Below are 23192 nucleotides of genomic sequence, written 5' to 3'. Positions count from 1 at the left end.
CTAGTCCTGGCCTTCGTCTTCTTGGTCCGGTCCCTGGTACTGAACCACTTCCCCATCATTGGCGCGGGCATAGTCCACAGCCTCTGGATGAGGGTCTACGCTGCCCATATGAGCCTCGACCAGCGCCAGCGGCAGGCCTTCGAGCACAGTGTTGGGCTGATAGCGCACGCCGCCGATGGTGACGGGAGCAAGAACGCGGACATCGAAGAGCTGAGGCGGCCATGCAGACGGGGCAAGCGCGCCGCTATCCTGGGCGCGCGCCAGCAGCGCGTCCGCGAGCTCCTCGACCTGCGTATCGCTCACGCTTCCCACTTGCTGCACAACATCTGCCGGGCCTGCGGCAGACGCTGCCGGGGACTGCTCGGCCGTATTCGCGGCTTGGCCAGCCAGCTCATTCGCTGCGGCTGGTGGCGCTGCGCCTGCAGCGGTCCCTGTCGCGCCTGTGGTTGTGCCTTCAGCCTGGGCGACCTTATCGGCCTGGGCGTCCTTCGCATCAGGAGCCGCTGCGCCCGCGGTCTTTTTGGTGTCATTCTTTGCCATGTCGATTCCTTCAGGTGCGGCCCCAGCAAAAGCCGGGGCCAGGGTTCATCAGGTAGCCGAGTTGGCGTAGTGCTTGACTGCGCCGCCCACATCCAGCAGGTTGCCGCCAGAGCGGCAGAAGGCCAGGAAACCGACTTGGCCAACCTCGGTGTACTTCGAGTCGGTCATGCGGAACAGCGTCACATCCATCACGTCGCGGATCAGGTACTTGCTGAAGTCGCCGTACAGGATGGACTTCGCATTGGCGGCCATGGGCGCCATGTGCTGATTGATGGTGATGGTCTTTCCCATCAGGCGGTCAGGGGCGCCGCCAGGGTTGCCCTGCTCGTAGCCAGGCACGAAGATGGGGCGGTTCTGGGCGTCCTTGATCTTGCGCAGGACCTTGAGCGTGTCGTCGTGAAACATCCAACCGGAGAGCGCACGATAGACCGGGTCCACGGAATGCTCCAGATCCACCAGATCGTCATAGGTGACGCTAGCCGTCTGACCGGTGGCGCCGACCTTGCCCACGGTAGAGCGAGTCACGGCGCCAAATGGCTGACCAACACCGGTACCGACAGTCTGATGACGGTTCTGGATGCGGCCCAAGCGCAGACGCAGCAGATTCTTGAGATAGGCCTCGATGTCGATAAACGAGTCCTGCAGCAGCTCGAAAGGCACGCCGATGCTCTTGGAGCTGTATTTATAGACATCGACAGCCGCTTGACCGAAAGTGGTGTCCTGCTTGCTGGTTTGCCCATTCTGGCCAACGATTTCGCCCTCCTCCTGAGTGGAGTCAGCAGTCGGAAACAGCATCTGAGCGCCGGTGCCTGTCTGAATGGCCGTCGCAACGGCACGCATGCCGCCCATTTGCTTCATGGCCTCGATCAGCGTGCGGCTGAACTCAGTGGCCACGGTGTAACCGCCCTCCGTGCCCACGGTGGTGGACATCGCGCCGCGAATATCGCCGGTCTGGCGGGCTGCCATGGAGGAGCGCTGCTCCTGCGTCAGATTGGACAGGCCGCCCACCAGCATGGCGCGCAGCGCCTGGGCTTCGTTGGAGTTGTTGCCGCCATTGGTTGCCGCGTTGAGCGCTGCCTCATGCTCGGCATGCTCATCGCCGGCCACCTGGGTCAGGCGGTTTTCTCGGGCGATCTCGTCATCGATGGCCTCGATCTCGTTCAGGATCGTGTCCAGTGCCGATGCGTCGGCTGCCGGCATGCGCTGGTCGGCGGGAGTCTTGGCGTTCAGCTCGGCGGCTGCCTTGGCCTTGGCGTCGCGCTGGGCGCGCAGTTGTGCAAGTTTGCTCATGGTGAGCCTTTCATTTCAGTTGTGACCGCTCGCGCAGGTCGTAGAGGACGTAAAAAAAACCGCCTCAAGGGCGGCTGTCTCAGTTGCGCGAGGCGCTTTACTGACGGGTACGGGCCAGCATGCGCATGCGCTGCTGCTGGCGGTCGCGGTGGTCTTGGGTGGCGTAGGCGATGGTCGGCGCCGGTGGTTCCTGGGGCGCCTTGGCTGGGGGCGCCGGGCTTTCGCTGCGCGGACCGTTGCTGTAGGCCGAGAAATTCCACTGGCGGGCTGTGGCGCGGGCGCTCGGGCTGGCCTCGAGCACGCGATCGACAAAGCGAGCCTCGACGGCCTCGGCGGCAGTGAACCAGGTTTCAGCCTTGCACCAGGCTTCGATCTGGTCACGGGCCTGGCCGGTGCGCGCCTCGTAGGCGTCGTACATGGTGCCGTCGCACTTGCGCAGCAGCTCGGCCACATGGTCCATATCGTCGGCATTGCCGATGGCGATGGTCCACGTCTGGTGAATCATGTACTTGGAGGCGGCCGTGGCCACGACCTCATCACAGGCGCAGGCGATGGCTGTGGCCGCGCTGGCGGCGTAGCCCTCGATCTGCATGGTGATCTTGGCCTTGTGCTCGCGCAGCGCCTGGCACATGGCCTCGGCGGCAAACACATCACCGCCCGGACAGTTCGTGTAGAGGGTGATTTCCTCGGCATCGAGGGCGCGCAGCGCGGGCACGAAGTCCTGGGGGCAGACGCAGCCCCACCATTCAGCCGTCGCGCGGTCGCCCACGATAGGGTCATACAGATAGATCGCTGCCTGGCCGTCACTGTTTGCCGAGATGATCTTGTTCTCGATGGGCTCAAAAGGGCGGCGGTTTTCAGCCAGCAGCTGCAGAAGTCTTTGGCTCATGGTTTTTCATTCCCGTTGTCTTTGCTTGGGCTGCCGCCCGGGTTGCGTGCCAGGCTGTCGTTGCGCGGCATGTTTTCCTTGCGCCGCACCTCAGTGGCATCCATAAACGGCATTTCGCCGGCGCGGCCCATGGCGATGCGGTAGGCCTCGTAGCGGCTTTTCAGATCCGCGCGCTCCAGGGCTTCACGCAAGTGCTCGAGGAACACCTGAGAGCGAATCGGCCAGAGCTTGTAATTCAGCTCCTGACTGATGGGTGACAGATGGCGCTCCAGCGTGTAGCGCACGAAGCCGATGCCCTGCTGCTCGATGCCGGTACCGAAGCTGGTCTGCTTGTCAGTGTGTCCGATCATGTGAGGGGGCACGCCCAGGATGCGCGAGATCTCCTCCACGTTGAAAAGCCGCGTGGCTAGGATCTCCGCATCCTTGCTATTGATGGACAGCTGCGCGGGCTCCAGACCTCCGGACAAGATCAGCGGGCCCCGCCCGCCGTTCTGGATTCTGGCCAGCAGCGAAGCCTTGAGCTCCTTGAGCTGCTTGTCGTTCAGGCGGCCCGAGGTCTTGAGCGCATAGTCAAAGTTGGCGCCCGATGCAAAGAACCGGCTGCTGTGGTCCTGGGCGGCGATGGCCGCACCGATGGCCTCCCGGCCCGCAAACGTGATCGGACTCGGGCTGCGCAGACCGTCAAACCCCAGGCTGGGAAAGTGCAGCATGTCTGCACTGTCCAGCGTGTAGGCCGGGCCTCCATCAGTCGGATTGACCCGGTAGAGCACCCGGTCGCCCTTCTTGAATGGCTCCACGCTCAGCGGGTGGTGAGGCTTCAAAGCGATGACCTTGGAGCTCCGCACGCTCGAACGCACCAGCTCTGCGAATCCATCCCCCTCGAACAGCTTGGAGCTGGAGATGTACTCCCAGAACGTGAAGGCAGACCATTGCTCGCCGGCGCGCTCATTCAGCAGCCACCAGTAATCATGGTCAATCTTTTCGCGGCTTGCGCGGTCGTAGATCGAGATCGGCAGCGAAGCGATGGCGCCGGACACCAGCGCCACGGCCGCATAAACCACTGAAACGCGCATGGCAGCCTCGCGGGTCACGCGCACGCCGGCGGCGGATCGGCTGGAAGCGCCGAGCAGGTTGGCCAGCTCCTGCATGGATGTGCCGCTGCTGGTTACCTCGTTCTCGCTCAGCGCCAGCAGGCCGGCCCGTTCTGCTGCGCCTTCGCGGCCCGCAATCCAGTCGCCCAGGACTCGGCTGCCGTGGTTGGCAGCCGTCATATTGAAAGTGTGTGTCATCCCAGCTCCATGGAGTAGATGGCCGGGCCGGCCTTCGCCTCCGGATTGAGAGCCATGAGGTACACGGCATCAAAAATGGCCATCAGCGGGTCAATCTTTCCCGTGCCGCTGGCCTGTTTCGTGATCGTGACTGCGTTGCCCTGCAGCACGGTCTTGGCGTTGCCGACGCACCAGGCCAACAGGGCGCTGCCGCCGTGCACCATCTTTTTGGCGGCCACATGCCGCTCGGCGGTCTTGATCGCTCCGTTGAGCTGATAACCCTGTGGGATGCCTACCACCTGCTCCGCCTGGATCGGCCCAGGCTCCTCGTCGGTGCCCACCAGGGCGTCATAGATGGCGCCAAGACCCAAGCGGTCAACGCCCACCTTGTCCAACAGACCGGACTCCTCGATCTGGCCCACGATGGCGACCACCTCGTCCACGTCCTGTCCAACTTCTTCGACCAGCACCAGATCTCCTGCCTTGATGAAGTCCTGATACTTGGACGCCTCGGACTTGCGCCGCTCCATGGCAATCTTGTGGATCCATCCGCGTCCCCAGACCAGCCAGCGCCCTGTATCGATCTCCCGGCCAATGACGGCCAGGCCCAGCAAGTCATCCAGGCCGCCGCCGTCAATGCCGACCGTCACGACCTCGGAGCGCTCCAGCAGTTCCTCGAGCGAGAAAACCGGGATAGCAGCAGCTAGCCAGAAGTCAGCGCCCGCCCAGCGGTCGTTGCGCAGGTTCATGCCCACTTCGACGTTCAAGTGCTTGGCAAAGAACTCTTTGAGCTCCTTTTCACCGCCCTCTTGCGCCTGGTTGTGCAGTTGCTCGATGCGCTCCTTATCCACCGAAGCGCCCCAATTCGGATTGGTCACATAGGCGTTATTCAGGTCCTTGTGCGCCTCGGCTTCGAGCATCTCGCGGGGGAACTCGTAAACCAGCGGCAGGAACTTCCTATCTTCCCTTTCACCATCCCGCACCTTGCGCGCATATTCCAGCTTGGTTTTAAACACGCCGGCGGGGGGCTCCTCCGATTGCGTGGAGGCGTAAATCACAAAGCCCTCGGGGCGCGATGCCAGCCCGCCAGTGGCCTCAAGCAGCATGTTGGATGCTCGGCCCTTCTTGCCGAACTCGTGCAGCTCGTCCACAAAAACAAAGCTGGCCTTCTTGCCGGTTACGGTCGCCTCATCGGCGGCCACCACCTTGAGGAATGCGCCGGAGTCCTTGTGCGTGACCAGGCGGTGGTAGTCCTGGACCATAAGCATGTCCTGCAGCTCCTCATCGGCCTTGATGAAGGCGCTGATGGGCTTGTAGCTGTTGTTGGCGACCTCGATGGTCGGACTCAGGATCAGCAGCTCGGCCCCGTCGCGCCAGTTCATCAAGAGCGCGGTCAGCATCACCGCCGCAGCAATCGTGCTCTTGGCGTTCTTCTTGCTCACCATGAGGAAATACTCGTTGATGAGCCGGCGCCCCTCTGGGCTCTCTGCGCCGAAGATGGTGCGCACCCAATCGCGCAACCAGGGCCGAGCCACCTGACCAATGGTGGGGTGCCCGGCCACATCCGTCAGCACAAAGCTGCTGCAGATGTCCCAGGCCTCGTCCGCCACATCGGGAAAAAGAGGGGGCGACACGATCAGGCTTTCGCCTGCGACTATTCGCCGCTCCCAGTCAAGGCATGAGGTCGTCCATTCCATATCAGTCTCCGGCGATGACGCCAGAAACTGGCTATGACTTTCCGCCCTGGACCGCTGTTAGCGTGGGCGGCTGACGGCGGCCGAAGCGGCCGGATTGCAAACCTTCCTTGCGCTTGGCCTCGGCCTCCTGCTTCGCGGTTTTAGGTGCAGGCTTGGCATGGCAGTACTGCGCGGCCAGCGTCGCGGCCTGCATGCGTATGGGTTGTGGAAGCTCCTCATCACGCATCACCGACAACAGGTAATCCAGCGGCATGAGGCCAGACACATCGGGCGCAGGTGCCGGAGCGGGTGGCGGGGGAGGCCGATCTTTGCCGAACGGCCAGCTCTGCGGCGCATCCTCTGTCTTGAAGCCCTCGGAATCCACGGCAGGCGGTGCCCGCCTCTTGTACTTGCCGCCAGTCGCTGGAGGCGCCTCAACGGCAGGCGTTGTGGGTGCGGTCTTTTTTGGGCGGCCAGCACCGGGCCGAGAGCCCCCTCGTGGCATGGCTCACCTCTTTGATTCTTTGAATACCTACTTCTTTGAATATCGGTATATCCGAAATTCAAAGGCCATTAATTCTCATTAACGACAACAACTTACACGCGACTCTTGAAGCGCCAGACTGCCGAAAAACAATCAAACAGGGGGCTTTTTTGTGCGCGTGCGGAACAGGGCGGTATCCGGTCCGGAGGGCTCCGACCTTTTGACCACCCCCTCCCCTTCCGATGCCATCAGGCCGCGTCAGGAGGGCTCAGGACAGACGATCAGGCAAGGCCCAGCGCTCGCAGGCGCTCCAGGTCAACAGCTCTATAGCGCTCCAGCAGATTGCTTTCGACTTCACCAACAATGCACCAGCCTTCATCAGAGGGATGCACACACTCGAAGTCTCCAGAATCTGTGAAGCAAGGATCAATCTTCACGAGTCGATGGACATCAGAGCCATCCCTCGTAACGTAGACGCCCACTGTGAGCGCTTGCCCAGCCATGGCCCTGAGTGCTGCCAGTTGCTCCGCCGTCTCTGGTAGTTCTGGATAGTCAATCACGCCATCAATTTCAATCAGCGTCTCGACCGTGCCGGGGTTGGCCACATGCTCGCCGCCACACATATGGCAATGAAAGCGCTGTCCAAGCACCAGCAGATCGTCTCCGAATCTATCGTGGTCGCCCTGTGCGCATTGCACTTCTTGCCATATCTCGTTCGCACTCATCGCAGCCTCCATGCCGCTATCTTGCACTAGCTCGCTCCGCTGCTTCAGCAGTCGTCTTGTCTTTATGGCAACCAGGGCACAGGCACTGCCTATTGCCATCGTTGTCTTGGCCACCCTTCCACAGTGGGACTATGTGGTCCAGCTCAAAGGGCCGATGTGTGCCGGGCGTGATGTCAACCAGCTCGCCACATGCAGCGCAGTGGGGGCCATCACGCAGCCAGATGCGCAGCCTTGCCTCTTGGCGTGCGCGCCCTCTTGCGCGGGCAGTGGCTCCAATGCGCTGGGCCTGGTGGATCTGGCCAGCCTTGACCATCTGCACACGGACAGGCGCGGCGGCAATCCGAGGCTTGTATCGGCTCATGGCCACTCCTGAAAATGAATAGTTCCACCCATTCGGACTTACGCCTTCTGGCGCCGGGTGAATGCCGTTCGCTGTCCAGCGCCACAGCTTGCGGTACCAAACCCCGCGCGCTTGAGCAGGCGCGCACCCTGGCTGGCTCAGGGAAAACAAAAAAGCCCCGACCGTTTCCGATCAGGGCTTTGAGAAATTTGAGCGCGGCTTTCCATCAATTACCTGAAGTCATAAGGCTCCACGCCTAAAGACCGTTTAGCGATGATGGCAAGGCGGTTTGATTGCGCCTGCGCTATTCGGACGCATTCTAGACCACCTTTTTGCCCGCCGCAAACTCCTTCATCTTCTGCATGCTCTTGAGGTTGCTTTTCGTGAGCTGGCGGGATCGATCCACATGGTGCGCGATGTGTTCCGAGATCTTCAGTCCTTCCACGCCATGCGGCACTTCCCGGGTTCCGAAACCGTGGCACACCTTGCAGGTCTTGCCCCTGGCAAGGTTTGTGCCGCCGCACTCATGGCAACGGCGATCGCACCACCAGAGCAGCACATCCGACAGCTTGGCCAGCCCTTCCTCTATGCCCTGCGCAAGAACCCATGGAGTGAAGCCAGCATGCTGGTCTGTCAGCTTGATGAAACTGGGCAGCTTCGCCAGGATCTCGCGCCGTGTCTGCGCCTGCCATTGGGCCGCTGCCGCCTGGGCACCCGCAATGTCCAGCACCTCCGTCACCCGTACACCCCGCCTGTCCTTGGTCTTCTTGGCCAGCCTGGGCATGGCTTCGGCTACGCGCTCAATGTCGGCCGCTGTCAGCATGCGCGGCTTTAGGCGAGAGTCCCACTCGGCCATGAGCTGGTACACCAGCCGCCCCAGCTTGGCGGGCTGCATGCCGGAGGCGATCAGGAAATCGGCATCACCTCGAAAATCAAGGCTTACGGAAAGGTCGGAGCTGTTGCTGGCGCTGGTCATACGTTCGATCAGATTGGGCTTTGATGGATCTTTATTCATAGGGCTCCTTGTCGCTGTTTTTGGCGGTCACGCATCGTGGGGCGGATCTCTGCAGCCGCATGGCGCACATCGGCCTCAGAGCCAATGGCCAATGGCACAAAATCCATGCGGCGGTCGCACTGGTAGGCCCGCAAGTTGTTGTCCAGCATGTCTTTGAGAGGCTCGACATGGGTGGCGCACTGGCTCTTGCTCCATAGGAGCACCCAGACGGCGGCCTTGACGGGGACTTGTTCAGTAGTCATCTGGGTACCTCTTATGACCTTTACGGGTGGAATCGCCTTGTGGCGTGGAAAGTGATTCAGTGGATTCAGACCAGCGCTGGTACATGCCATCGAAATGCAAAGCCATGCCGCTCTGGCCCGTATCGCGGCCCTTGATGGCTGCCAGGCCCTTGATGGATGGCTCATCGATGCCGCCCTTGCGGTGATCCCACAGCGCCAGCACCACGTCCGCGTCTTCCTCGATGGCTCCGCACTCTTTCAGATCAGCCAGCGTTGGACGCGGGTTGGAGCGCTTCTCCACATCGCGGTTAAGCTGGGACAACAGCACCACGGTGATGCCGAGTTGACCAGCCAGCTGCTTTAGAGATCGGGTGATCTCCTGCAACTGCACGCGCCGATCCTGGCGTTCGTTGGTGCCCTGCATCAATTGCAGGTAGTCCACCACCAGGAATTTGAGGCCGTGCCTTCGCACCAGCTTTCGCGCCTTGGTCACTATCTCCACCAGCGTGGCGCCCGGACAAAAGTCCAGGTACAGAGGCAGATCCCGCAAATGCGCCACGGCATCAGCGACCCTATCCCAGTCTTCATGACTGAGCTTCCCGGTCTTCAGCCCACGCAACGGAGCCCGGCCGAGGTTGGCAACGGTGCGACGTACAAGCTCCTTCTGGGGCATTTCCAGGCCGATGAACGCGGAAGCCCAACCCTTCTGGGCTTGTTTTTCCGCCATCTGCTGGGCAAATGAAGATTTACCTACTGACGGCCGCGCAGCAATGACCACCAATTGGCCGTCATACCAGCCGCCGGCAAGAATCTCGTCTAGGCCTGGAATCCCGGTCTCCCGGCCCAGCTGGATCTTGCCGTCTGCCAGGTCATCAAGCTCCTGCAGGAAATCTGCGGCAAAGGATTCGATGGGCTGCGGATCGGTGCTGGCCCGGTCATCAATGACCCCCTCGAATCGGCCCACAGCCTTTGCCAAGCGCTGCTCTATGGAAAGTTCAAAGTCCTCTGTATCGGTCAGCGCTGTGCGGGCAGCAATCTGCAGGCGGCGAAAAGTCGCGCCGTCTGCGATCAGCTTTGCATGGCGCTTGATGCCGTGGATGGAGCCAGCGGCCTGCGCCAGCTCATGGAGATACTGCACATCTGTGCCGCGCCCCAGCTTCTCCATCACCACGATGGTGTCAACATCCTCGCCGGCGAGCACCAGCCCCTCGACGGTTGACCAGATCACCTGGTGCAATGCGTTCTGGAAACTGTCCGCGCTCAGCAGACCAGAAACCATGTCATACGCTGGCGCACCATCGCGGATCAACAGGCCCAGCACGCTTTGCTCGGCCTGCAGAACCACATTCGGCACGTCGCCTGCGGATTCATCTGTCTCAAAAAACGGATCTGGCGCGTTCATTGCACCCCCGTCCGATTGCTTTTCCAATTGCAGGTCAGCAAGCTGGCCCCTTCACGCAGTCGGTCATACGTCCGCTCGCCCAGGATCGGTTTCATGTCCTTGGCCACCAGGTTGGAAAGCACCACTGTCGGCAGTCCCAGCCGGTACCGCAAGTCGATCACGTCGAACAGCTGCACGCGGTCAGCATCCGAATCAAAGCCAGCGCCGATTTCGTCCAGCACCAGCAGGCCAACACGGCCCAGGCGCTCGACCACCTCCTCCTCAGACTCTCCAAGCGCGCGGGCATCCTTGCTGCGCCCCCAATTGGCACGCATTTGGCGAATGACCTCTCGTGCGCTCAAGAGGGCTGCAGGCATGCCACGCTCCCGAATGAAATGACTCACCATGGCCGCGCCAAGGTGCGTTTTTCCTACACCCACACCACCCACCAGCCAGAGATTGCGGCAAACGTCAGCCTCGACGGGCTCAACAAAGGACTGGCAGGCATCAAGCACCTTCTGCTGGGCAGGTGTGCGGGCAATGAAATTGGAGAACCGCGCAGCCAATAGCCGCCCTTCCAACCCGCTTTCAGCCAGGTGGTGCTCCAGCTCAAGCGCTCGCTGCTCAGCGGCCTCCTTTGCCCGGGCCAGAGAGTCCAGCGCCAGCAATTCCGCCTCAACACAGCCCCAGCAGCGCGACCAGCGCCCGGACTTGGCATCAAGCCTGGATCGGTACTCGCCATGGGTTTCGCAGGCCACCATCCGAATTTCGTCAGCGTCACTCATCCCCGAACCCTTCCGCGTTGGCGTAGTAATCCGAGGTAAAGCCTGTGTGCTTCCCCTTCGGCGGAGTGCCTACGCGGCTGTGCTGGCGCTGGCCAGCAGCGTGCTGGCAGGTGGCTTTCAGGTACTCCCGTGCATCCGCCGGCTGTGCTGTCACGGCAGCAGTGACAGCATCGCGCACAACGTCCTGCCCGTAGTCCTTGACCAGCTTGCCCATGAACGTGCGGGCTTGTGATTCCGGGCAACCGCCCTGCTCCAGCACAGAGACCGCCGCTCGCCATAGCTCGGCCTTGGCCATGTCCTCCGGGGTTTTCACCTTCGGTGGCTTGGCAGGATCGGGTTGAGACGGAGACAAAGGAGGAGGCGGTGGCGTTTCGCCGCCGTCCGTAGCGTTAGCTACGGAATTAATAGAGTCTCCCTGTCCCTGTCCCTGTCCCTGTCCCTGTCCCTGTCCCTGTCCCTGTCCCTGTCTTAGCCGTGACTCGTCCGAATCTGTCACGCCGTTTTCCATGACCTGTCCGCGTGACAGGTCACACATGGGTTCATCATCAAAGCCGTGACTAGTGGGTGGAAGGTCTGAAACGAGGCGGCGCAGTTCTGTAGTGGGGATGTTCCATGCTGCTGTATGGCCTGCTGCTCGCAGGAGCGCAAACATCTTTTCTCGCTCCTCGCGCTCACGGCGCTTGCGGTCGTTCTCGTGCTCTGCCTTTGCCTTGCGCTCCTTCTTTGACTTCCAGCTCTCTAGAGCCTTCTCAGCGACCACGGGGTGATAAAGGCGACCGTCGCTGCACTTGATCCAGCCACGCAGAGCGCCACCTCGCACGCTCTTCCATGCCTTGTCGATCTTTCCGCGCAGTTGATACCCTGCGACCTTGGCGATCCACATATCGTCATCCGGGATCGAGGCCGCTGGCACTTGATGCCAGGATGCCGCCCAGATCAGCACCGCAGCCCAGCAGGCCTCAGGCGTCTCGTTCGCCGCAAGGTCCGAATCACGCAGGCGTCCAACGTCCAGCGGCATGAATGGAAAATCTTGGAGGTTGCATTCCAATGGCGTCATTGGTTCGGGCACATCACTCATGCAATTGCCCTTTCTCGCTGGCATCACGCTTTGTCACGCTGTCTTGTTGTTGGTTTACTGTTGGCATGTGTCCACCACATAAAGGGGCACCACGAAGAAAAAACCAACGGCCGGCAGGTGGTGGATCTGCTTTGAGGGAGCTACCCTGGCCGCTGGCGAAAAGGGTTAGGCCATAGCGGCCTGCGGTTTGCCGGCCTCATTGACAGCCCGGGCGGCCTGGCGCAGCTTGCGCAGTACCTCCTCGGCTTCTGCGATCTCGCGCTCGATCTGCGCCAGCTCGTTATCCGAGATCACGCCGTCCTGCATGGCCTCAATCACGGCACTGGTGACATGGGAGGTTTCAACCACCAGCTTCGAGACCTTGGCAACCGGGCTGGAGACTTCAGCGCCAGCAACTGTCACGACTTCAAAGCGCCCGCCACACTCCTGAGCCACATAGGCCGCGTAGTCATAGCAATGAGGCGTGCCAGCCTCACAGCACATGCGAGCAATCGCCAAGGCATCGACAGCGCCCAGCTTGTGAGAGGCTGCGCCGGACAGTTCTTTGCGCGCCACTTCATCGGTCTTCCCAATGCGTGGGGCCAGAGAGGCGCGGCCGCCGGGATAGTTGTCTGTGCCGCGACGCAGTGCATCAAGAGCGCTCATATCCGGTTCTCCGAAAAATGGACGTGGACGGGAAAGATGGGAGAGCCGACCATTGCAGCCATGCAAACAAACACCAGAGGGAGATCAGTCATGAACACCGCACATCGCATCACCGCAGCCCCGTTGCATGAATCCACCAGGACCAGCATTTCCAAGAACTGCGACCCAGAAACAGGAGCGCAAACACAGGTGCTCACGACCAGCCGTTTGCGACTGGACTGGTTGCATGGAGAGCTGCGAGTGAGTTGCGAATGCAGTCGCGTGGAACTGGACGGCAAGCGCGCGGAAAAAATCCCGCGCAACCCGAAGCGGGCATGAGGCGAAGCCATGGATCAGGCCTCCACTGCCTTGACCAATTCGGGCCAGATCAGATGCCAATCGTTAGGGCGGAGCTCTCGACGAGTAACAGCGCCATCCGTTCGGCGTTCGATTTCTGGGCAGTGCTTAATTGGCGTCTGACGCCCTTCCTGCTTCCATTGCCAGACTGCTGCCTTGGTGACGCCAATCCAATCAGCAAGGGCTTTTTCCGAACCGGCGATTTCAGCCGCCTTCTCAATGGGATGTTTCATACCTCAAGACTAGCATTGCTAGCCATCAAAGGCAAGTATTACTAGCCCACGATGACTAGGAAATCTTTACCATCAAGCTATGGATATCAAAGACTGGATCAAAGCTGCACGACAGCATGCGGGCTGGACTCAGGAAAAGCTTGGCGAAGCTGTTGGTCGCACCAAGGCCAATGTCGGGCATTGGGAAACTGGCAAGCACGAGCCCAAACTTGAACAAATCGAAGCGATTGCCAAGGCCACCGGATACGCTCCTCCTCTGTGGGGGACCTTGGTTCAATCCAACGTTGAGCCAGCGCTAGAACTAAAGAAGTCAAGAAGAGTGCCAATTACAGGAAGCGTGCGCGGTGGAGATGATGGCTATCTGGTGCAAGACAACACGCCAGATGGGTGGGTCGAATACTGGACAGGCGACCCACGGGCCTACGCCCTACGCATCAAGGGCGACTCTATGCATCCACGCTACAGGGCTGGGGAATTCGTGGTTGTCACCCCCAGCATCGAAGCCCAGCCAGGTCGCGACGTGGTCGTGAGGCTACACAACGGCAAGTGCTTGCTCAAAGAGTTGGGTTGGAAGCGCAATGACGAAGTGCAACTGCGCAGCATCAACAATGGCTACGAACCAATGACAGTTCCACTGGAAGAGATCGAGTGCATCTGTCGCGTGGCAGGATCCGTAGGGTCAGATTCGATGGTGTTTTAGATATATAAACATATCCTCGCCTGACGTCAGGAAAAAATAAATCACCAATTTATTCATTTATGTCGGAGTCGATTACTCTCCCAAGGATATTGAATGCAAACAATATCTCCCAGCTTCTTGGTTTGTGCGAATCAATTCGCGCTTCCGACAACATAATTCTTGATGCATCTCAATACGAGTATGCATCCCCAATAGGCATGACAATGCTAAAGGCTGCCATCCATAGCCACCACCCATGCCGTGTTTGCGACGTGCAGTGGATGGACAGACGAAGAGCATCCTATCTAACGAGGATGGACTTCTTCACTAATGTTTCAGCGCCGTCTACAGAAATTCCGGAACAGAACCGACGCGACAGAGCGGATCGTTTAGTCGAACTAACTCGACTTCTTGATGAAGGCGAGGTTGAGGGGGTTGCTACTCAAATATCAACTGCATTGACTCAAAGCTTCATTCGTGAAGCCAGGGCAAATAATGTGGAAAATTTTGATAAGAATGCCATTTGTGATCCCATCAGCTACTTAGTTGCCGAATTGCTGCTCAATGCAACGACACATGCAAAGCGTCATGGGAAGGTAACGTCAAAAGCTTGGATATCTGCTCAAGTGTTAGACGCCACCCCTCAAAGGGCCGCGCAGATAGAGATTGCAATTGTTGACGATGGATGTGGAATGTTGCGCACTCTGGCCGACCAGCTTGAAGACAACACTAGCAATGCGGAAGCAATTGAAATGGCGATGAGACCCCTGGTAAGTTGCAACTTCGGGGTGGACTTTGCTGGTCAAGAGACCTCAAACCAAGGTGTTGGCCTCTATGTTGCCAAAGACATGATTCTTGAGGCTGGCGGTCGACTGCAAATAATCTCCAACAACTGCCTGTACGACAGCTCTGTAAGGCACCGCAGATCAGCGTACAAAAACCTACCTAGCAACTGGAGCGGTGTAGCAATTTCTCTGACAATTCCGTTCGGAAAAATCTATGGCCTCAAGCCGTCAACAAGCCTTGACAAGATCCAGAACCCGCCTCAAAGTGGGATCGCACTAAATTTTTCTTAAGGCACCTAGCATGAATGTACTTTGCAGCTACGTGTTACGGGAGCATGCTCACCACGCGTTTTTGGCATCGCGCTCAACAGCTGCCCAAATGAGGCAGCAGATTGAGCAATTGCTTCTCGATCACGACTCAGTAGAGATCGACTTCTCTAACGTAGGCGTCACTCAATCGTTCACGGATGAATTGATTGGCGTCTTGGCATACAGGTATGGCGGAGCTGTTCTACAGCGGATCACCTTCAAAGGTTGCACTGCGGAACACAAGAAGATTTTGAACTTCGTTGTTACGCATCGGCTATCCACTCGTGTTGACTTGCCTAGGTCAACACGACAGACATACGCAGACCTACATCCAGCCTAAAGCGCTTCTAGGACGTCAAAAGCCCGCCCCATGCGGGCTTTTTCATTGCACCACCCCAGCCATGACAGCTCCCACCCCTCGCCTTCAGTTCACTAGCATTCGCACCCGTGTCGAGGACGGAAAGCCGTTGATCAGCCTGAAGCACACAGCGAAGACGGCATCAGGCTTGCCTGTATCCACGTCCTGGATCGAGATGCCACCCGAAGACGTCAAGCGCCTTATCAAGTCTCTGCAAGACACTTTGGCCGAGCTGGGCCAAGAGTAGCCCTCCTCAACTTCAGCACCGGCCCGCAGTGGCGGGCTTTTTTGCACCAAGAATCCTCAAGGCTAGAAAAACAAATCTATAAGCTAGTTTTACTTGACTTTTATTGGCTAGTTTTTCTATACTTCATCGCAGCAAGCAACGAACCCCAGCAGACGGATGTGGAAGCTGGAGCGAAGTCAAGGCAATGACGGTTCGGCAAGTGATCTGGATGTTCCAGCTCTCCTCGCAGCTCAAGTAATGGAGTGATGAATGTCGAACACACCCGCCCACCCGGGCGCCCTTCCAACGCCGCGCCAGCCGTCCGCTGCGCCAACCGTTCGCCGCGGTCGCTTGTTCCGCGCCATCGTCAGCTTGCCCGAGGTCATGTGCCCGGCTGACGAAACGATGCATGAGCGCATTGTGTTTTTCTCAGCGCCTGCAGGCTGCGCCAGCTCTGGCCAATACCTTGAAAACCTGCTGAGCCATGTGTGGAACATCGAAGCCTGTGGCTGGTGCGATGACGGCCACATCTACAACATCACCTCAGAAAGCGCTCTCACTTGGGATGGCGTGAGCCAGGATAGTGACGCGCGCCTGTTCGAGACCGGATGGGGCGGGCCTGATGGCGTGACCTATGCAAATCCTGTCCGGGTGGATTTTCTTGTGGCTCCTGCCCTCAAGCTCCGCCTGCAAAGCGCACTCGCCAAGGTCAAGGCAGCAGCATGAGCATTGAGGAGCACATCAGCGCCAGCCAGGCCAAAGCCGCCAGCTCGGACAGCGCCATGCTTGCCCAGGCCGGGCAGCGCGCCCAGCTCGCTATGCAGTGGGGCCTTGCCGCCAACTTATACGACCAGGCTGCCGAGGTCCTCTACCTTGACCCCCACACCGGTGCCGAGACCATCCAGGCCCGGGCCCACCGCCGCAGCGCGCAGATCTGTCGCTCGCTACTGGGAACCTTTGCCCGCAATCGGCTGCTTGCCGACTGCCCCGAGTACGGTGCCATTGCCTGCGCCGAAGAAGAAGCACACACCCGCGAATGGCGGGAATGGAGAGAGTCATGAGCCAAGTCCGCCCCTTCCTGCGCCTGTACGCAATGCGCCGCACTGCTGGCGCCGGCGTCCGACAGTCTGCCGCCTGGGCCGCAGGCCTGCTCTGGCGCAACCATCGCGCATCCCAGCGCCAGCGTCTTTAACCCAACTTCTCCAGAGTCCACTATGTCAAAGAACCCCATGTTTAAGCCGCACCCCGATGGGGAGCAGTTCCTCGTCAACCTCGCCGGCTGCGTTGTACTCGCTGGAAATACCATCTTCGGTGACCCTGCAGAGACTACGCCCCAGGGACGCACCAATGCTATGCGCCTAGTCGATCGCTTCCTGCAGGAGGCCGAGCAGCGCGGTTTCAAACACACCAGCACCGTCTGGGCTCTGATGCGCCGCAACGACTGCAACCCACGGCTAGCCAACCTGGTTCAGGATGCGATGAACCTGATCCCGAACGTGATGCAGGCGCAGATCATTCAGGAGGTTGTGGGCATGGCCAATGCTGCCTCGTCGATCAGCCAACTTGTCACTGCCACCAAACACCCGGGCCAGCACGAGCCCGAATCCAACCCTCGTTTCACTCGCCCAGGTCCGGATGGTGTGGACCCACGCTTCTGGGAGGCTGGTCACGCATTGAACGAAATCAGGAAGCGCGAAGGCGATGCCGCCATACACAAGCCTGAGCATGCCCACCTGTATGCGCAGATGTACAGGTTTGCACCAGAGTCGTTCAAGAAGGAAATGGACGCAATGGCCAGAGAGATGGACCTGATGCCCAAAGCAACCCATGTCGGCGCTGATGGTCAATTGGTCTACACGTCACAGCAGATCGCAGACAAGCACGGCATCAGCGTGGAGGAGGTCGAGCGATTCATTGCCCAAGCTGACATTGATACCGATGATCTGTACAGCGGACCTGTGTTCCCGCTGCAATGAGGTAACGACGAAATTCATCGGAACTAGGAAGGTTTCATGTCCTCATCTAAGTCGCTACCAGGGATTGACTTCCTGAGATCAGAGTCCCCCCGAATGACCGAAGCAGCAGTCTTAAGAAGTGCTTCGTGCTGCGCGCCAATTAGCCGGCCAAGGATGCTCTCAATCTTTGGATTTCCATCTTCCTTCAGATCGGAAGCAAGTTCATATGCAAGTTTGAAGGTGACCTCTTCTTGGTCATTTTTAGGAAGACGCGCATACATCAATCGCACATATGACGCCAACAAATCTCTCATTGAAACCTGGGCAATACGCATTGCTCTCTGGCTTTCTCCAAGCTCGGCAAAAACGCTCTTAAGCACTTCTTCCGAAACCATGCGCTGACCGCCCTCATATGTAGAAGCAAGTCTGGATGCAACCTCCGCACTCAGTGAACGGTTGTTTTCAGCAGCAGAAGCCACCAACCGATCTTTCAGATCGGCTGGCAAGCGGAGGTTGGTTTGTACGTCTTCAGAAGCCATCCACCCATTATCCAAGCAAAGTGCTTGCTTGCAACCAAGCAGAGTGCTACATTCAAACCAAGCAAAGTGCTACATGAAAGGAATTTACATGGCACAGAGCGAAGAGCAAACCAACATCCGGCTCCCTGTTGAACTCAAGAGATGGCTGCAAGAAAAGAGCAAAGCCGCGCGCCGAAGCCTCACCGCAGAAGTGGTGCTCCGGCTCGAAGCAAGCCGTCAAGGTGACTCAACACAGCTCAGCACCCAAAAGTCAGCGAACTGACTTTTCAGTTACTCAAAAGTACCGAATGTGTGTCTCGCAAGTTTTCGCACTCTTATGGATAGTCAACGCATGGAAAGGAACCCAGCAATGAGCAACATCACGCCGTTTGTTTTCGAAGGCCACAGCGTCACCGTCATCTCCGACGATGACGGCAGCCTGAGCTTCATCGCGATGGAGATCGCTGAGGTTCTCGACTATTCGGATACCGAAGCTCTCACGCGGCGCTTGGACGACGACGAAAAGCAAAACCGACAGATCGTAGGTTTTGGAAATCGCGGCGTCACCATCATCAGCGAGTCCGGTTTGTACGGCGCTATCCTCGGAAGCACAAAGCCCCAAGCCAAGCCGTTCCAGAAGTGGGTCCGCAGCGAGGTGCTGCCCAGCATCCGCAAGACCGGCAGCTACAGCATGGCGCCGCGTTCGCCAGGCGAGATCCTGATGCTTCAGGCGCAAGCCTTCTACCAGCTGGAGCAGGCCCAAGCCAAGATCGCCGCAGACATGCAGCGCCTGGAAACCCAGGTCGAAGACTTAGCCGAGTCCCGTGTCTGGGATCAATGCCCCCAGAACTGTGAGCCCATCACAAAAATCCGCATCCGCATGAACGAGCGTTACGGCCTGCCCGATTGGGTGGTGGACACAGTGGTGTGGAAACTGCCGCTCAGCCCCAAGCCGCACGGCATGGTCCGCAACCATCGCGAAGAGGCCAACGGGTCCCAGTATGCAGTCTACGCTGTGGCCGACATCACGCGTGTGTTTGCCCAGTTCGTGGACGAGTGTGTGCAGGAGACGGCAATGCGCGCTTCACACCGCCACATCGGCCGCATGTTCCAGCTGTTGCGTGATGGCAAGAAGCCGAAGCCTCTCAAAGCGCATACGAATCAAGAGTTCGAGCCGGCATGAGCTTGCAAACGCGTACATCGAAAACCGAGAAATTCCGGATGGCCGGCCGAAATACAACGCGTTTTAAGTTTGCAACACGCTCGGAAAACGCTGATTTCGGCACTCCAATAAGCGCTCCATCTGTCGTCTACCACATGTCCAGGAAATGCAACCCCTATCGTTCCCCAGCGCCAGCACTTGCATTTTTCAGAACTGTGAGAGCCTGAATGGAAAGAACTGAGCACATGAGAAATACAGCCGCCGCCATATACCAGCAATCCCGTTTGACGCAAGTTTTGTCGTCAAACATGCATCGAGGCGACAAAACTTGCGTCAATCGCGATTTGTGAGAACCTGAAAAGGCGAACAAAAAGACCAACGTTTAAATACGTCGAATTCGACATATTTAACGGCCCTAAAACCGAACCAGACAGCCTAGGATCAATGCAATGAACCAAGCCGCAGCACCCCCAGCAAAGAAAAAGGCCAGCAGCAAAAGCTACTAGCCCCTTCCCCGAAGTCCATGAGCAGGTCAGAGCGCTCAAGGGCTTCTAAGTCCGAAACCCATCAAGGAAACGAACTGCTATGAATGCTACAGCAGAGGCCCCAACTCGGCCAAAAAATACCCGCAAGCCCGAAAAATCCGCCGAAGCGGTCACTCCGGCGCCAGCCCACCGCAGTGAATCCGAGGAACTTCAGGCCCAGGCACTGAACATCTTGATGTGCATCAGCAGCGACTTGTCTGAAGCAGGTTTGTTCGACATTCCTGGCGCTGAGAATGCTGCAATCACGGCTGTAAATATTGCATACGACCTCTGCCACCCTGATGAGTGCGAGAGTCCGCGCCAGCCTCTGGATGGCATTGCCCTCATCCGTCACCACCTGGAGAGCGTTGGAACCTGCCTGGATGCCGCTCCATCCGAGCTTGTGCCCACGGCCATTTCCGCAGCGGGTCTGCTAGAACATGCTGACCAGTTTGCCCAGCGCCTGTTTTCCGCCATTGGGGGTCTGCCCGGGACACTTGAAGACCTGCGCACCTTGACTACCTATGCCGGTGCCAAGCCATACCGCAACCGCCCCACTCCACCGATCCGCAGGGATCCAGCTGCAACTATGGAGCCGGGGCTACTCTCGCGCGCTCAACTCCAGTTGTTCATGGAACAGGTGGCTGGCGGCCTGGGGACAGTCAATCAAACGCTGCAGATGGCACAGACCAGCGATGAAGACTGGCAGCGCCAGCGACTCCTAGACGCTGGGCAACTCATGGTTCAGAGCCTGGGCGCTATTGCCGACCACGCCAGCGGGTCCACCATTGCGGGAAGCATTGGAAGCTGGGTGTGCGGCCCCTTCTTTGATGAACTGGGGGATGCAGCATGACCGAAGTTCCCGCGCTCCAACAAACCAACCGAAAACCGGAAGCCATCTCCTCGCTGCCAAGTGAAACACGAAAAGCGATGGAGCCGACTAGCCTTTCCACTATCACTCTGTACTTGCGGCCAGTTGGAGATAGTCTCCGCTCGAACCCAATGACTCGCGCGTATGAAGCGGGCTTTGAAACATTGCGCGGCTCACTCGGTACCGGCATGGCCTCTCGTGACACAAGGGAGGCCATTGCCACCCTAAGAGCCGACACCAACGGTCTTGCCCGCCCGATCAAGGAAATCTCACTGCAGATTGATCCGGAGAATTGCCCCATCGAATGGCGGGCCGGCTCTCGCCTGATTGGACTTCTCGAGCGCTATCTGATTCTGGTTGACGCCGCTGTGTATGACGGTTTAGGGGCCTTGCTATCACCCGATGAGCTGGAGGCAATCGGAGAGCACATCGACCGCACGATGTTCCGCCGCTTTGAGGAAGTACGTGAAGCCTCATTAATAACGATGCCCAGCGGGGAGATTCGAGAACCAGGGGACCTGTCTTTTCAGTATGCCGTTCGGCGCGAAGCTGGATCAAGGGTAAAGGTATGGCGGCCAGTACGGTTCGATTGCCAGCCGACGCATTTCTACAAGGGATACGTGCAGGGCATCGAGATGGCCGAGGAGGTCATCGCCTATTTTAAGAAGCACAAGGTTTCGGATTTTGGCCTTGAGTCGACGCTTGATGCCGCTTTCCAGGCAGGCAGGGGCCAGGATGAAGATGAAGGAACGAAACTTGGCCAAGTGCGCGGCTTCATGATGGTCATGTGTGCCCTGATAAGGGTTGGCGCAGGCCATATCAATCCGAAATGGATTGAGGAGAAGCATCGGCGCGCGATCGAAACTCTTGAGGGGAATGAGCGCCACAAGGCTCAGAAGAAAGCCGAGTTCGTCGATCGCATGCGCCAGGGCCGTAAGGCCGCTGCAGACCGCCGCGCCAAAGACAACGGACAGGAACCATGACAGCAGATTACACACCCCAGCAGGGCGACCTCTATGCGCGCCTGGAATCTGGCGAAGTGGTTTTCGTGCCTCCGGAGCGCCAGCTCACATGCTGGCGTGGCCCGAACCCCTATGAAAAGCAGCGCCAGCAGCCCATCGGCAACGCCGAGGCGCTGCGCAAGATCCTGCAGAAGAAAGCGAGCAGAAAATGACAGCAGCACGTTGGGTCACCATCAAAAAGGCATCCGAGCTGACCGGGTTGCCCACGACGTTCCTTGATGAGCGCACAGGGCGCTCCGGCGTGTGGCCGGAGGGCCGCGTCTGGAAGTGGTTTGAAGGGCGCAAGCTGATCGACAGCAACGCGCTGGATGAGTTCATCGACAAAGCTAACTGCGCGCCCAGCACCAGAGGCCGCAAGAAAGCAGAAGCATGCCCGGCGTAATCAAGCGCAAGAACGCCCTGCAAATCGACTTGCGCGCCCAGGGCTACGGAAAGGAGCCTTTGGCCCTGGCGCCCACCCCCGCGAACTTGAAATATGCGGAGCGGCTGCGCTTGGAGATCCTCGGCAAGATAGAGCGCGGGACATTCGTGCTCGCTGAATACTTCCCAGACAGCCCCAGAGCCGAGAAGCCTGCTTGCACGGGCGATGAGTCTGGCCAGCCCACTCTGGGCGCTGTGTTCAACGAATGGCTGCAAGTAAAGAGCCCAGAAGTACAGCACAGCACCGCCCAGCACTACCGGCAGACTTTGGACAGCTATCACTTTGACACCGTGCGCAAGATGCCAGCCGCAGACTTCGATTTCCGCGAGCTCAAGCTGCTCCTGTCCGTGCTGCCCACGAATGCCAAGACGTTCAACAACGTGGCCTCCGTCCTGTCCATGGCGCTGGAGTACGCGCATAACGCCAAATTCCTGCCAGAGCCTCTGCATCTGCAAGTGACGATGCGAAAGCACCAGCGCCCGGGCCCGACCCATTCACACTCGAGGAAGTCGAGCACCTGCTGAGAACCTTCCGAGACCCGCGCGCCCGAGACTATTACGAATTCGCATTCTTCTCAGGCATGCGTCCATCCGAGATGATCGCGCTGAAGTGGGGCAACGTGGATCTGCGCTCCGGCTCCGTGCTGGTTGACGCAGCCCTTACCCGTGGCCGCGTAAAAGCGACCAAGACATCATCAGCTCGCCTCATTGAGTTGACTGGCAGGGCGCATCGCGTGCTCGAGCGCCAGCGGAAAGTTTCTCAGCTGGCGGGCGGGCGTGTCTTTGTCGATGATGCTGGGCGTGACTTTGAATCCACTGACTGGCCATTGCGGTACTGGTGGAAACCGGCCATGCGGCTATCGGGTATCCGGCAGCGGGACGCCAGGCAGACCCGCCACACGTTCGCCACCATCTGCCTGATGGCCGGCATCAAACCCGCCTGGGCTGCGAAGCAGATGGGCCATTCTGTAGAAATGTTCTATCGCGTGTACTCGCGCTGGATCGACCACGCCGACAAAGGAGCGGAGCGCCGAAAATTGGACAGTTACATTTCCGGAGAACCCGGGGACATGAATGTCGGAACAGGCTGAAATAGACGGCATTTTTGCACCAAAAACTGTACGCCCATCCAGTGGTTTTCCGTCTATTTCTACCCGTATCAGGTTCGATTCCTGTCGGGGGGACCAAATTCAAGGCCGCGAAGGTGCATAACCTTCCGGCCTTTTTCTTTTTCCCCTCTGTAGACCTCAATTTGAAGTGCGCCGAAGTCCACAGGAATGTGCCGCAATAAGAGGACTTCTGGGGACACATTTGAGGGTACATTTTTAGAAATTGGGGGTGCATTTCAGATGCCCCCAGTTTTGCCCCCTGGCTTCGTCCCCCCTCGTCACCCAACCCTTGCCCCCGTCGGCGTGAATATCGACCAGCCCTTCTCTGGCGCTGGCATATGAGTCATG

At 58.9% G+C, this 23192-nt stretch carries 32 protein-coding genes; 16 read left to right on the top strand and 16 right to left on the bottom strand.

Features of this window, described 5'->3' with window-relative positions; genetic code table 11:
• The 14 genes from V8Z78_RS16700 to V8Z78_RS16640 all read right to left on the bottom strand — a co-directional run bounded on the left by V8Z78_RS16700 (window position 1) and on the right by V8Z78_RS16640 (window position 12337).
• Window positions 1-540 carry a hypothetical protein gene (locus tag V8Z78_RS16700; RefSeq protein WP_349731758.1) on the bottom strand — a complete coding sequence of 180 codons (540 nt, stop codon included), beginning with the start codon at window positions 538-540 and terminating at the stop codon, window positions 1-3.
• A 48-nt stretch (window positions 541-588) separates the two neighbouring features.
• Complete coding sequence (locus V8Z78_RS16695; protein ID WP_087864007.1) at window positions 589-1830, bottom strand: phage major capsid protein; 1242 nt, start codon at window positions 1828-1830, stop codon at window positions 589-591.
• A gap of 97 nt (window positions 1831-1927) precedes the next feature.
• Window positions 1928-2719 carry a head maturation protease, ClpP-related gene (locus V8Z78_RS16690; RefSeq protein ID WP_349731757.1) on the bottom strand — a complete coding sequence of 264 codons (792 nt, stop codon included), beginning with the start codon at window positions 2717-2719 and terminating at the stop codon, window positions 1928-1930.
• Entirely contained in the window at window positions 2716-4008 is a 1293-nt protein-coding gene (locus V8Z78_RS16685; RefSeq protein WP_349731756.1) for a phage portal protein, read from the bottom strand. Before V8Z78_RS16685 ends, V8Z78_RS16690 begins: the two co-directional genes overlap by 4 nt.
• Window positions 4005-5621, bottom strand: a complete 1617-nt coding sequence (locus tag V8Z78_RS16680) for a terminase large subunit (RefSeq protein ID WP_349731755.1) — start codon at window positions 5619-5621, stop codon at window positions 4005-4007. Before V8Z78_RS16680 ends, V8Z78_RS16685 begins: the two co-directional genes overlap by 4 nt.
• 94 nt (window positions 5622-5715) lie before the next feature.
• The gene (locus V8Z78_RS16675; RefSeq protein ID WP_280030807.1) at window positions 5716-5937 is read right to left on the bottom strand and encodes a hypothetical protein; all 222 of its coding nucleotides are present in this window, start codon (window positions 5935-5937) and stop codon (window positions 5716-5718) included.
• A 491-nt stretch (window positions 5938-6428) separates the two neighbouring features.
• A complete protein-coding gene (locus V8Z78_RS16670) occupies window positions 6429-6872 on the bottom strand; it encodes a hypothetical protein (protein ID WP_349731754.1) in 444 nt (147 codons plus the stop codon).
• A gap of 16 nt (window positions 6873-6888) precedes the next feature.
• Window positions 6889-7185: an HNH endonuclease gene (locus V8Z78_RS27160; protein ID WP_502878856.1), complete on the bottom strand. Its 297-nt coding sequence runs from the start codon at window positions 7183-7185 to the stop codon at window positions 6889-6891.
• A 346-nt stretch (window positions 7186-7531) separates the two neighbouring features.
• Window positions 7532-8227, bottom strand: a complete 696-nt coding sequence (locus V8Z78_RS16665; protein ID WP_349731753.1) for a hypothetical protein — start codon at window positions 8225-8227, stop codon at window positions 7532-7534.
• Complete coding sequence (locus V8Z78_RS16660; protein ID WP_349731752.1) at window positions 8224-8469, bottom strand: hypothetical protein; 246 nt, start codon at window positions 8467-8469, stop codon at window positions 8224-8226. The genes V8Z78_RS16665 and V8Z78_RS16660 overlap by 4 nt, the downstream gene beginning before the upstream one ends.
• Complete coding sequence (locus tag V8Z78_RS16655) at window positions 8459-9877, bottom strand: replicative DNA helicase (RefSeq protein ID WP_349731751.1); 1419 nt, start codon at window positions 9875-9877, stop codon at window positions 8459-8461. Before V8Z78_RS16655 ends, V8Z78_RS16660 begins: the two co-directional genes overlap by 11 nt.
• Window positions 9847-10614, bottom strand: coding sequence for an ATP-binding protein (locus tag V8Z78_RS16650; RefSeq protein ID WP_349731750.1), 768 nt, complete (start codon window positions 10612-10614; stop codon window positions 9847-9849). Before V8Z78_RS16650 ends, V8Z78_RS16655 begins: the two co-directional genes overlap by 31 nt.
• Complete coding sequence (locus tag V8Z78_RS16645) at window positions 10607-11692, bottom strand: DUF1376 domain-containing protein (protein ID WP_349731749.1); 1086 nt, start codon at window positions 11690-11692, stop codon at window positions 10607-10609. The genes V8Z78_RS16650 and V8Z78_RS16645 overlap by 8 nt, the downstream gene beginning before the upstream one ends.
• Window positions 11693-11857: 165 nt before the next feature.
• Entirely contained in the window at window positions 11858-12337 is a 480-nt protein-coding gene (locus V8Z78_RS16640; protein ID WP_349731748.1) for a phage regulatory CII family protein, read from the bottom strand.
• Between the two features lie 90 nt (window positions 12338-12427).
• Between V8Z78_RS16640 and V8Z78_RS16635 the strand changes: the two genes are divergently transcribed.
• On the top strand, window positions 12428-12655 hold the full coding sequence (locus tag V8Z78_RS16635; RefSeq protein ID WP_349731747.1) for a hypothetical protein: 228 nt from the start codon (window positions 12428-12430) through the stop codon (window positions 12653-12655).
• 14 nt (window positions 12656-12669) lie between these two features.
• On the opposite strand, the gene V8Z78_RS16630 is transcribed toward V8Z78_RS16635, so the two are convergent.
• Window positions 12670-12906 (bottom strand): transcriptional regulator, encoded by a 237-nt coding sequence (locus tag V8Z78_RS16630; protein WP_349731746.1) that lies wholly within the window; start codon window positions 12904-12906, stop codon window positions 12670-12672.
• A 79-nt stretch (window positions 12907-12985) separates the two neighbouring features.
• Here V8Z78_RS16630 and V8Z78_RS16625 point away from each other — a divergent pair, with 79 nt between their 5' ends.
• The 7 genes from V8Z78_RS16625 to V8Z78_RS16600 all read left to right on the top strand — a co-directional run bounded on the left by V8Z78_RS16625 (window position 12986) and on the right by V8Z78_RS16600 (window position 17239).
• A complete protein-coding gene (locus tag V8Z78_RS16625) occupies window positions 12986-13606 on the top strand; it encodes a S24 family peptidase (RefSeq protein WP_349731745.1) in 621 nt (206 codons plus the stop codon).
• Between the two features lie 293 nt (window positions 13607-13899).
• Window positions 13900-14661, top strand: a complete 762-nt coding sequence (locus V8Z78_RS16620) for an ATP-binding protein (protein WP_349731744.1) — start codon at window positions 13900-13902, stop codon at window positions 14659-14661.
• 10 nt (window positions 14662-14671) lie between these two features.
• The gene (locus V8Z78_RS27155) at window positions 14672-15019 is read left to right on the top strand and encodes an STAS-like domain-containing protein (protein WP_502878853.1); all 348 of its coding nucleotides are present in this window, start codon (window positions 14672-14674) and stop codon (window positions 15017-15019) included.
• Window positions 15020-15533: 514 nt separating this feature from the next.
• Window positions 15534-15989 carry a hypothetical protein gene (locus tag V8Z78_RS16615; RefSeq protein WP_349731743.1) on the top strand — a complete coding sequence of 152 codons (456 nt, stop codon included), beginning with the start codon at window positions 15534-15536 and terminating at the stop codon, window positions 15987-15989.
• Window positions 15986-16324 carry a hypothetical protein gene (locus V8Z78_RS16610; RefSeq protein WP_349731742.1) on the top strand — a complete coding sequence of 113 codons (339 nt, stop codon included), beginning with the start codon at window positions 15986-15988 and terminating at the stop codon, window positions 16322-16324. The genes V8Z78_RS16615 and V8Z78_RS16610 overlap by 4 nt, the downstream gene beginning before the upstream one ends.
• On the top strand, window positions 16321-16455 hold the full coding sequence (locus V8Z78_RS16605; RefSeq protein ID WP_349731741.1) for a hypothetical protein: 135 nt from the start codon (window positions 16321-16323) through the stop codon (window positions 16453-16455). The genes V8Z78_RS16610 and V8Z78_RS16605 overlap by 4 nt, the downstream gene beginning before the upstream one ends.
• Before the next feature lie 22 nt (window positions 16456-16477).
• Window positions 16478-17239, top strand: coding sequence for a hypothetical protein (locus tag V8Z78_RS16600; RefSeq protein WP_349731740.1), 762 nt, complete (start codon window positions 16478-16480; stop codon window positions 17237-17239).
• A gap of 23 nt (window positions 17240-17262) precedes the next feature.
• Here V8Z78_RS16600 and V8Z78_RS16595 read toward each other — a convergent pair whose 3' ends face one another.
• Complete coding sequence (locus V8Z78_RS16595; protein WP_349731739.1) at window positions 17263-17757, bottom strand: Arc family DNA-binding protein; 495 nt, start codon at window positions 17755-17757, stop codon at window positions 17263-17265.
• 73 nt (window positions 17758-17830) lie between these two features.
• Between V8Z78_RS16595 and V8Z78_RS16590 the strand changes: the two genes are divergently transcribed.
• The 8 genes from V8Z78_RS16590 to V8Z78_RS16555 all read left to right on the top strand — a co-directional run bounded on the left by V8Z78_RS16590 (window position 17831) and on the right by V8Z78_RS16555 (window position 22826).
• Window positions 17831-18019: a hypothetical protein gene (locus V8Z78_RS16590; RefSeq protein ID WP_182312497.1), complete on the top strand. Its 189-nt coding sequence runs from the start codon at window positions 17831-17833 to the stop codon at window positions 18017-18019.
• Window positions 18020-18106: 87 nt separating this feature from the next.
• Entirely contained in the window at window positions 18107-18919 is an 813-nt protein-coding gene (locus tag V8Z78_RS16585) for a BRO-N domain-containing protein (RefSeq protein WP_349731738.1), read from the top strand.
• A gap of 564 nt (window positions 18920-19483) precedes the next feature.
• On the top strand, window positions 19484-20275 hold the full coding sequence (locus V8Z78_RS16580) for a hypothetical protein (RefSeq protein WP_349731737.1): 792 nt from the start codon (window positions 19484-19486) through the stop codon (window positions 20273-20275).
• Window positions 20272-21276, top strand: coding sequence for a hypothetical protein (locus tag V8Z78_RS16575; RefSeq protein ID WP_349731736.1), 1005 nt, complete (start codon window positions 20272-20274; stop codon window positions 21274-21276). The genes V8Z78_RS16580 and V8Z78_RS16575 overlap by 4 nt, the downstream gene beginning before the upstream one ends.
• Window positions 21273-21467 (top strand): hypothetical protein, encoded by a 195-nt coding sequence (locus V8Z78_RS16570; RefSeq protein WP_182312165.1) that lies wholly within the window; start codon window positions 21273-21275, stop codon window positions 21465-21467. Before V8Z78_RS16575 ends, V8Z78_RS16570 begins: the two co-directional genes overlap by 4 nt.
• Window positions 21464-21697 carry a hypothetical protein gene (locus V8Z78_RS16565; protein ID WP_182312166.1) on the top strand — a complete coding sequence of 78 codons (234 nt, stop codon included), beginning with the start codon at window positions 21464-21466 and terminating at the stop codon, window positions 21695-21697. The genes V8Z78_RS16570 and V8Z78_RS16565 overlap by 4 nt, the downstream gene beginning before the upstream one ends.
• On the top strand, window positions 21685-22260 hold the full coding sequence (locus V8Z78_RS16560) for an Arm DNA-binding domain-containing protein (protein ID WP_349731735.1): 576 nt from the start codon (window positions 21685-21687) through the stop codon (window positions 22258-22260). Before V8Z78_RS16565 ends, V8Z78_RS16560 begins: the two co-directional genes overlap by 13 nt.
• The gene (locus tag V8Z78_RS16555; protein ID WP_349731786.1) at window positions 22164-22826 is read left to right on the top strand and encodes a site-specific integrase; all 663 of its coding nucleotides are present in this window, start codon (window positions 22164-22166) and stop codon (window positions 22824-22826) included. The genes V8Z78_RS16560 and V8Z78_RS16555 overlap by 97 nt, the downstream gene beginning before the upstream one ends.
• Window positions 22827-23192 lie beyond the last annotated feature (366 nt).

The sequence above is a fragment of the Comamonas sp. wu1-DMT genome (genome assembly GCF_040187805.1).
Taxonomy (GTDB): domain Bacteria; phylum Pseudomonadota; class Gammaproteobacteria; order Burkholderiales; family Burkholderiaceae_C; genus Comamonas; species Comamonas thiooxydans.
Note: the sequence above shows the minus strand (reverse complement) of the source record. Positions and strands in the feature narration are given on the sequence as shown.

Bases quoted from the DNA above. Each gene is read 5' to 3' on its own strand.
- V8Z78_RS27155 (WP_502878853.1), top strand. From the start codon at position 14,672: ATGAATGTACTTTGCAGCTACGTGTTACGGGAGCATGCTCACCACGCG.
- V8Z78_RS27160 (WP_502878856.1), bottom strand. From the start codon at position 7,185: ATGGTCAAGGCTGGCCAGATCCACCAGGCCCAGCGCATTGGAGCCACT.
- V8Z78_RS16595 (WP_349731739.1), bottom strand. From the start codon at position 17,757: ATGGCTTCTGAAGACGTACAAACCAACCTCCGCTTGCCAGCCGATCTG.
- V8Z78_RS16565 (WP_182312166.1), top strand. From the start codon at position 21,464: ATGACAGCAGCACGTTGGGTCACCATCAAAAAGGCATCCGAGCTGACC.
- V8Z78_RS16695 (WP_087864007.1), bottom strand. From the start codon at position 1,830: ATGAGCAAACTTGCACAACTGCGCGCCCAGCGCGACGCCAAGGCCAAG.
- V8Z78_RS16660 (WP_349731752.1), bottom strand. From the start codon at position 8,469: ATGACTACTGAACAAGTCCCCGTCAAGGCCGCCGTCTGGGTGCTCCTA.
- V8Z78_RS16640 (WP_349731748.1), bottom strand. From the start codon at position 12,337: ATGAGCGCTCTTGATGCACTGCGTCGCGGCACAGACAACTATCCCGGC.
- V8Z78_RS16585 (WP_349731738.1), top strand. From the start codon at position 18,107: ATGAGCAACATCACGCCGTTTGTTTTCGAAGGCCACAGCGTCACCGTC.
- V8Z78_RS16635 (WP_349731747.1), top strand. From the start codon at position 12,428: ATGAACACCGCACATCGCATCACCGCAGCCCCGTTGCATGAATCCACC.
- V8Z78_RS16610 (WP_349731742.1), top strand. From the start codon at position 15,986: ATGAGCATTGAGGAGCACATCAGCGCCAGCCAGGCCAAAGCCGCCAGC.
- V8Z78_RS16670 (WP_349731754.1), bottom strand. From the start codon at position 6,872: ATGAGTGCGAACGAGATATGGCAAGAAGTGCAATGCGCACAGGGCGAC.
- V8Z78_RS16690 (WP_349731757.1), bottom strand. From the start codon at position 2,719: ATGAGCCAAAGACTTCTGCAGCTGCTGGCTGAAAACCGCCGCCCTTTT.
- V8Z78_RS16605 (WP_349731741.1), top strand. From the start codon at position 16,321: ATGAGCCAAGTCCGCCCCTTCCTGCGCCTGTACGCAATGCGCCGCACT.
- V8Z78_RS16620 (WP_349731744.1), top strand. From the start codon at position 13,900: ATGGACTTCTTCACTAATGTTTCAGCGCCGTCTACAGAAATTCCGGAA.
- V8Z78_RS16590 (WP_182312497.1), top strand. From the start codon at position 17,831: ATGAAAGGAATTTACATGGCACAGAGCGAAGAGCAAACCAACATCCGG.
- V8Z78_RS16630 (WP_349731746.1), bottom strand. From the start codon at position 12,906: ATGAAACATCCCATTGAGAAGGCGGCTGAAATCGCCGGTTCGGAAAAA.
- V8Z78_RS16625 (WP_349731745.1), top strand. From the start codon at position 12,986: ATGGATATCAAAGACTGGATCAAAGCTGCACGACAGCATGCGGGCTGG.
- V8Z78_RS16645 (WP_349731749.1), bottom strand. From the start codon at position 11,692: ATGAGTGATGTGCCCGAACCAATGACGCCATTGGAATGCAACCTCCAA.
- V8Z78_RS16650 (WP_349731750.1), bottom strand. From the start codon at position 10,614: ATGAGTGACGCTGACGAAATTCGGATGGTGGCCTGCGAAACCCATGGC.
- V8Z78_RS16570 (WP_182312165.1), top strand. From the start codon at position 21,273: ATGACAGCAGATTACACACCCCAGCAGGGCGACCTCTATGCGCGCCTG.
- V8Z78_RS16700 (WP_349731758.1), bottom strand. From the start codon at position 540: ATGGCAAAGAATGACACCAAAAAGACCGCGGGCGCAGCGGCTCCTGAT.
- V8Z78_RS16600 (WP_349731740.1), top strand. From the start codon at position 16,478: ATGTCAAAGAACCCCATGTTTAAGCCGCACCCCGATGGGGAGCAGTTC.
- V8Z78_RS16580 (WP_349731737.1), top strand. From the start codon at position 19,484: ATGAATGCTACAGCAGAGGCCCCAACTCGGCCAAAAAATACCCGCAAG.
- V8Z78_RS16615 (WP_349731743.1), top strand. From the start codon at position 15,534: ATGTCGAACACACCCGCCCACCCGGGCGCCCTTCCAACGCCGCGCCAG.
- V8Z78_RS16675 (WP_280030807.1), bottom strand. From the start codon at position 5,937: ATGCCGCTGGATTACCTGTTGTCGGTGATGCGTGATGAGGAGCTTCCA.
- V8Z78_RS16685 (WP_349731756.1), bottom strand. From the start codon at position 4,008: ATGACACACACTTTCAATATGACGGCTGCCAACCACGGCAGCCGAGTC.
- V8Z78_RS16575 (WP_349731736.1), top strand. From the start codon at position 20,272: ATGACCGAAGTTCCCGCGCTCCAACAAACCAACCGAAAACCGGAAGCC.
- V8Z78_RS16665 (WP_349731753.1), bottom strand. From the start codon at position 8,227: ATGAATAAAGATCCATCAAAGCCCAATCTGATCGAACGTATGACCAGC.
- V8Z78_RS16560 (WP_349731735.1), top strand. From the start codon at position 21,685: ATGCCCGGCGTAATCAAGCGCAAGAACGCCCTGCAAATCGACTTGCGC.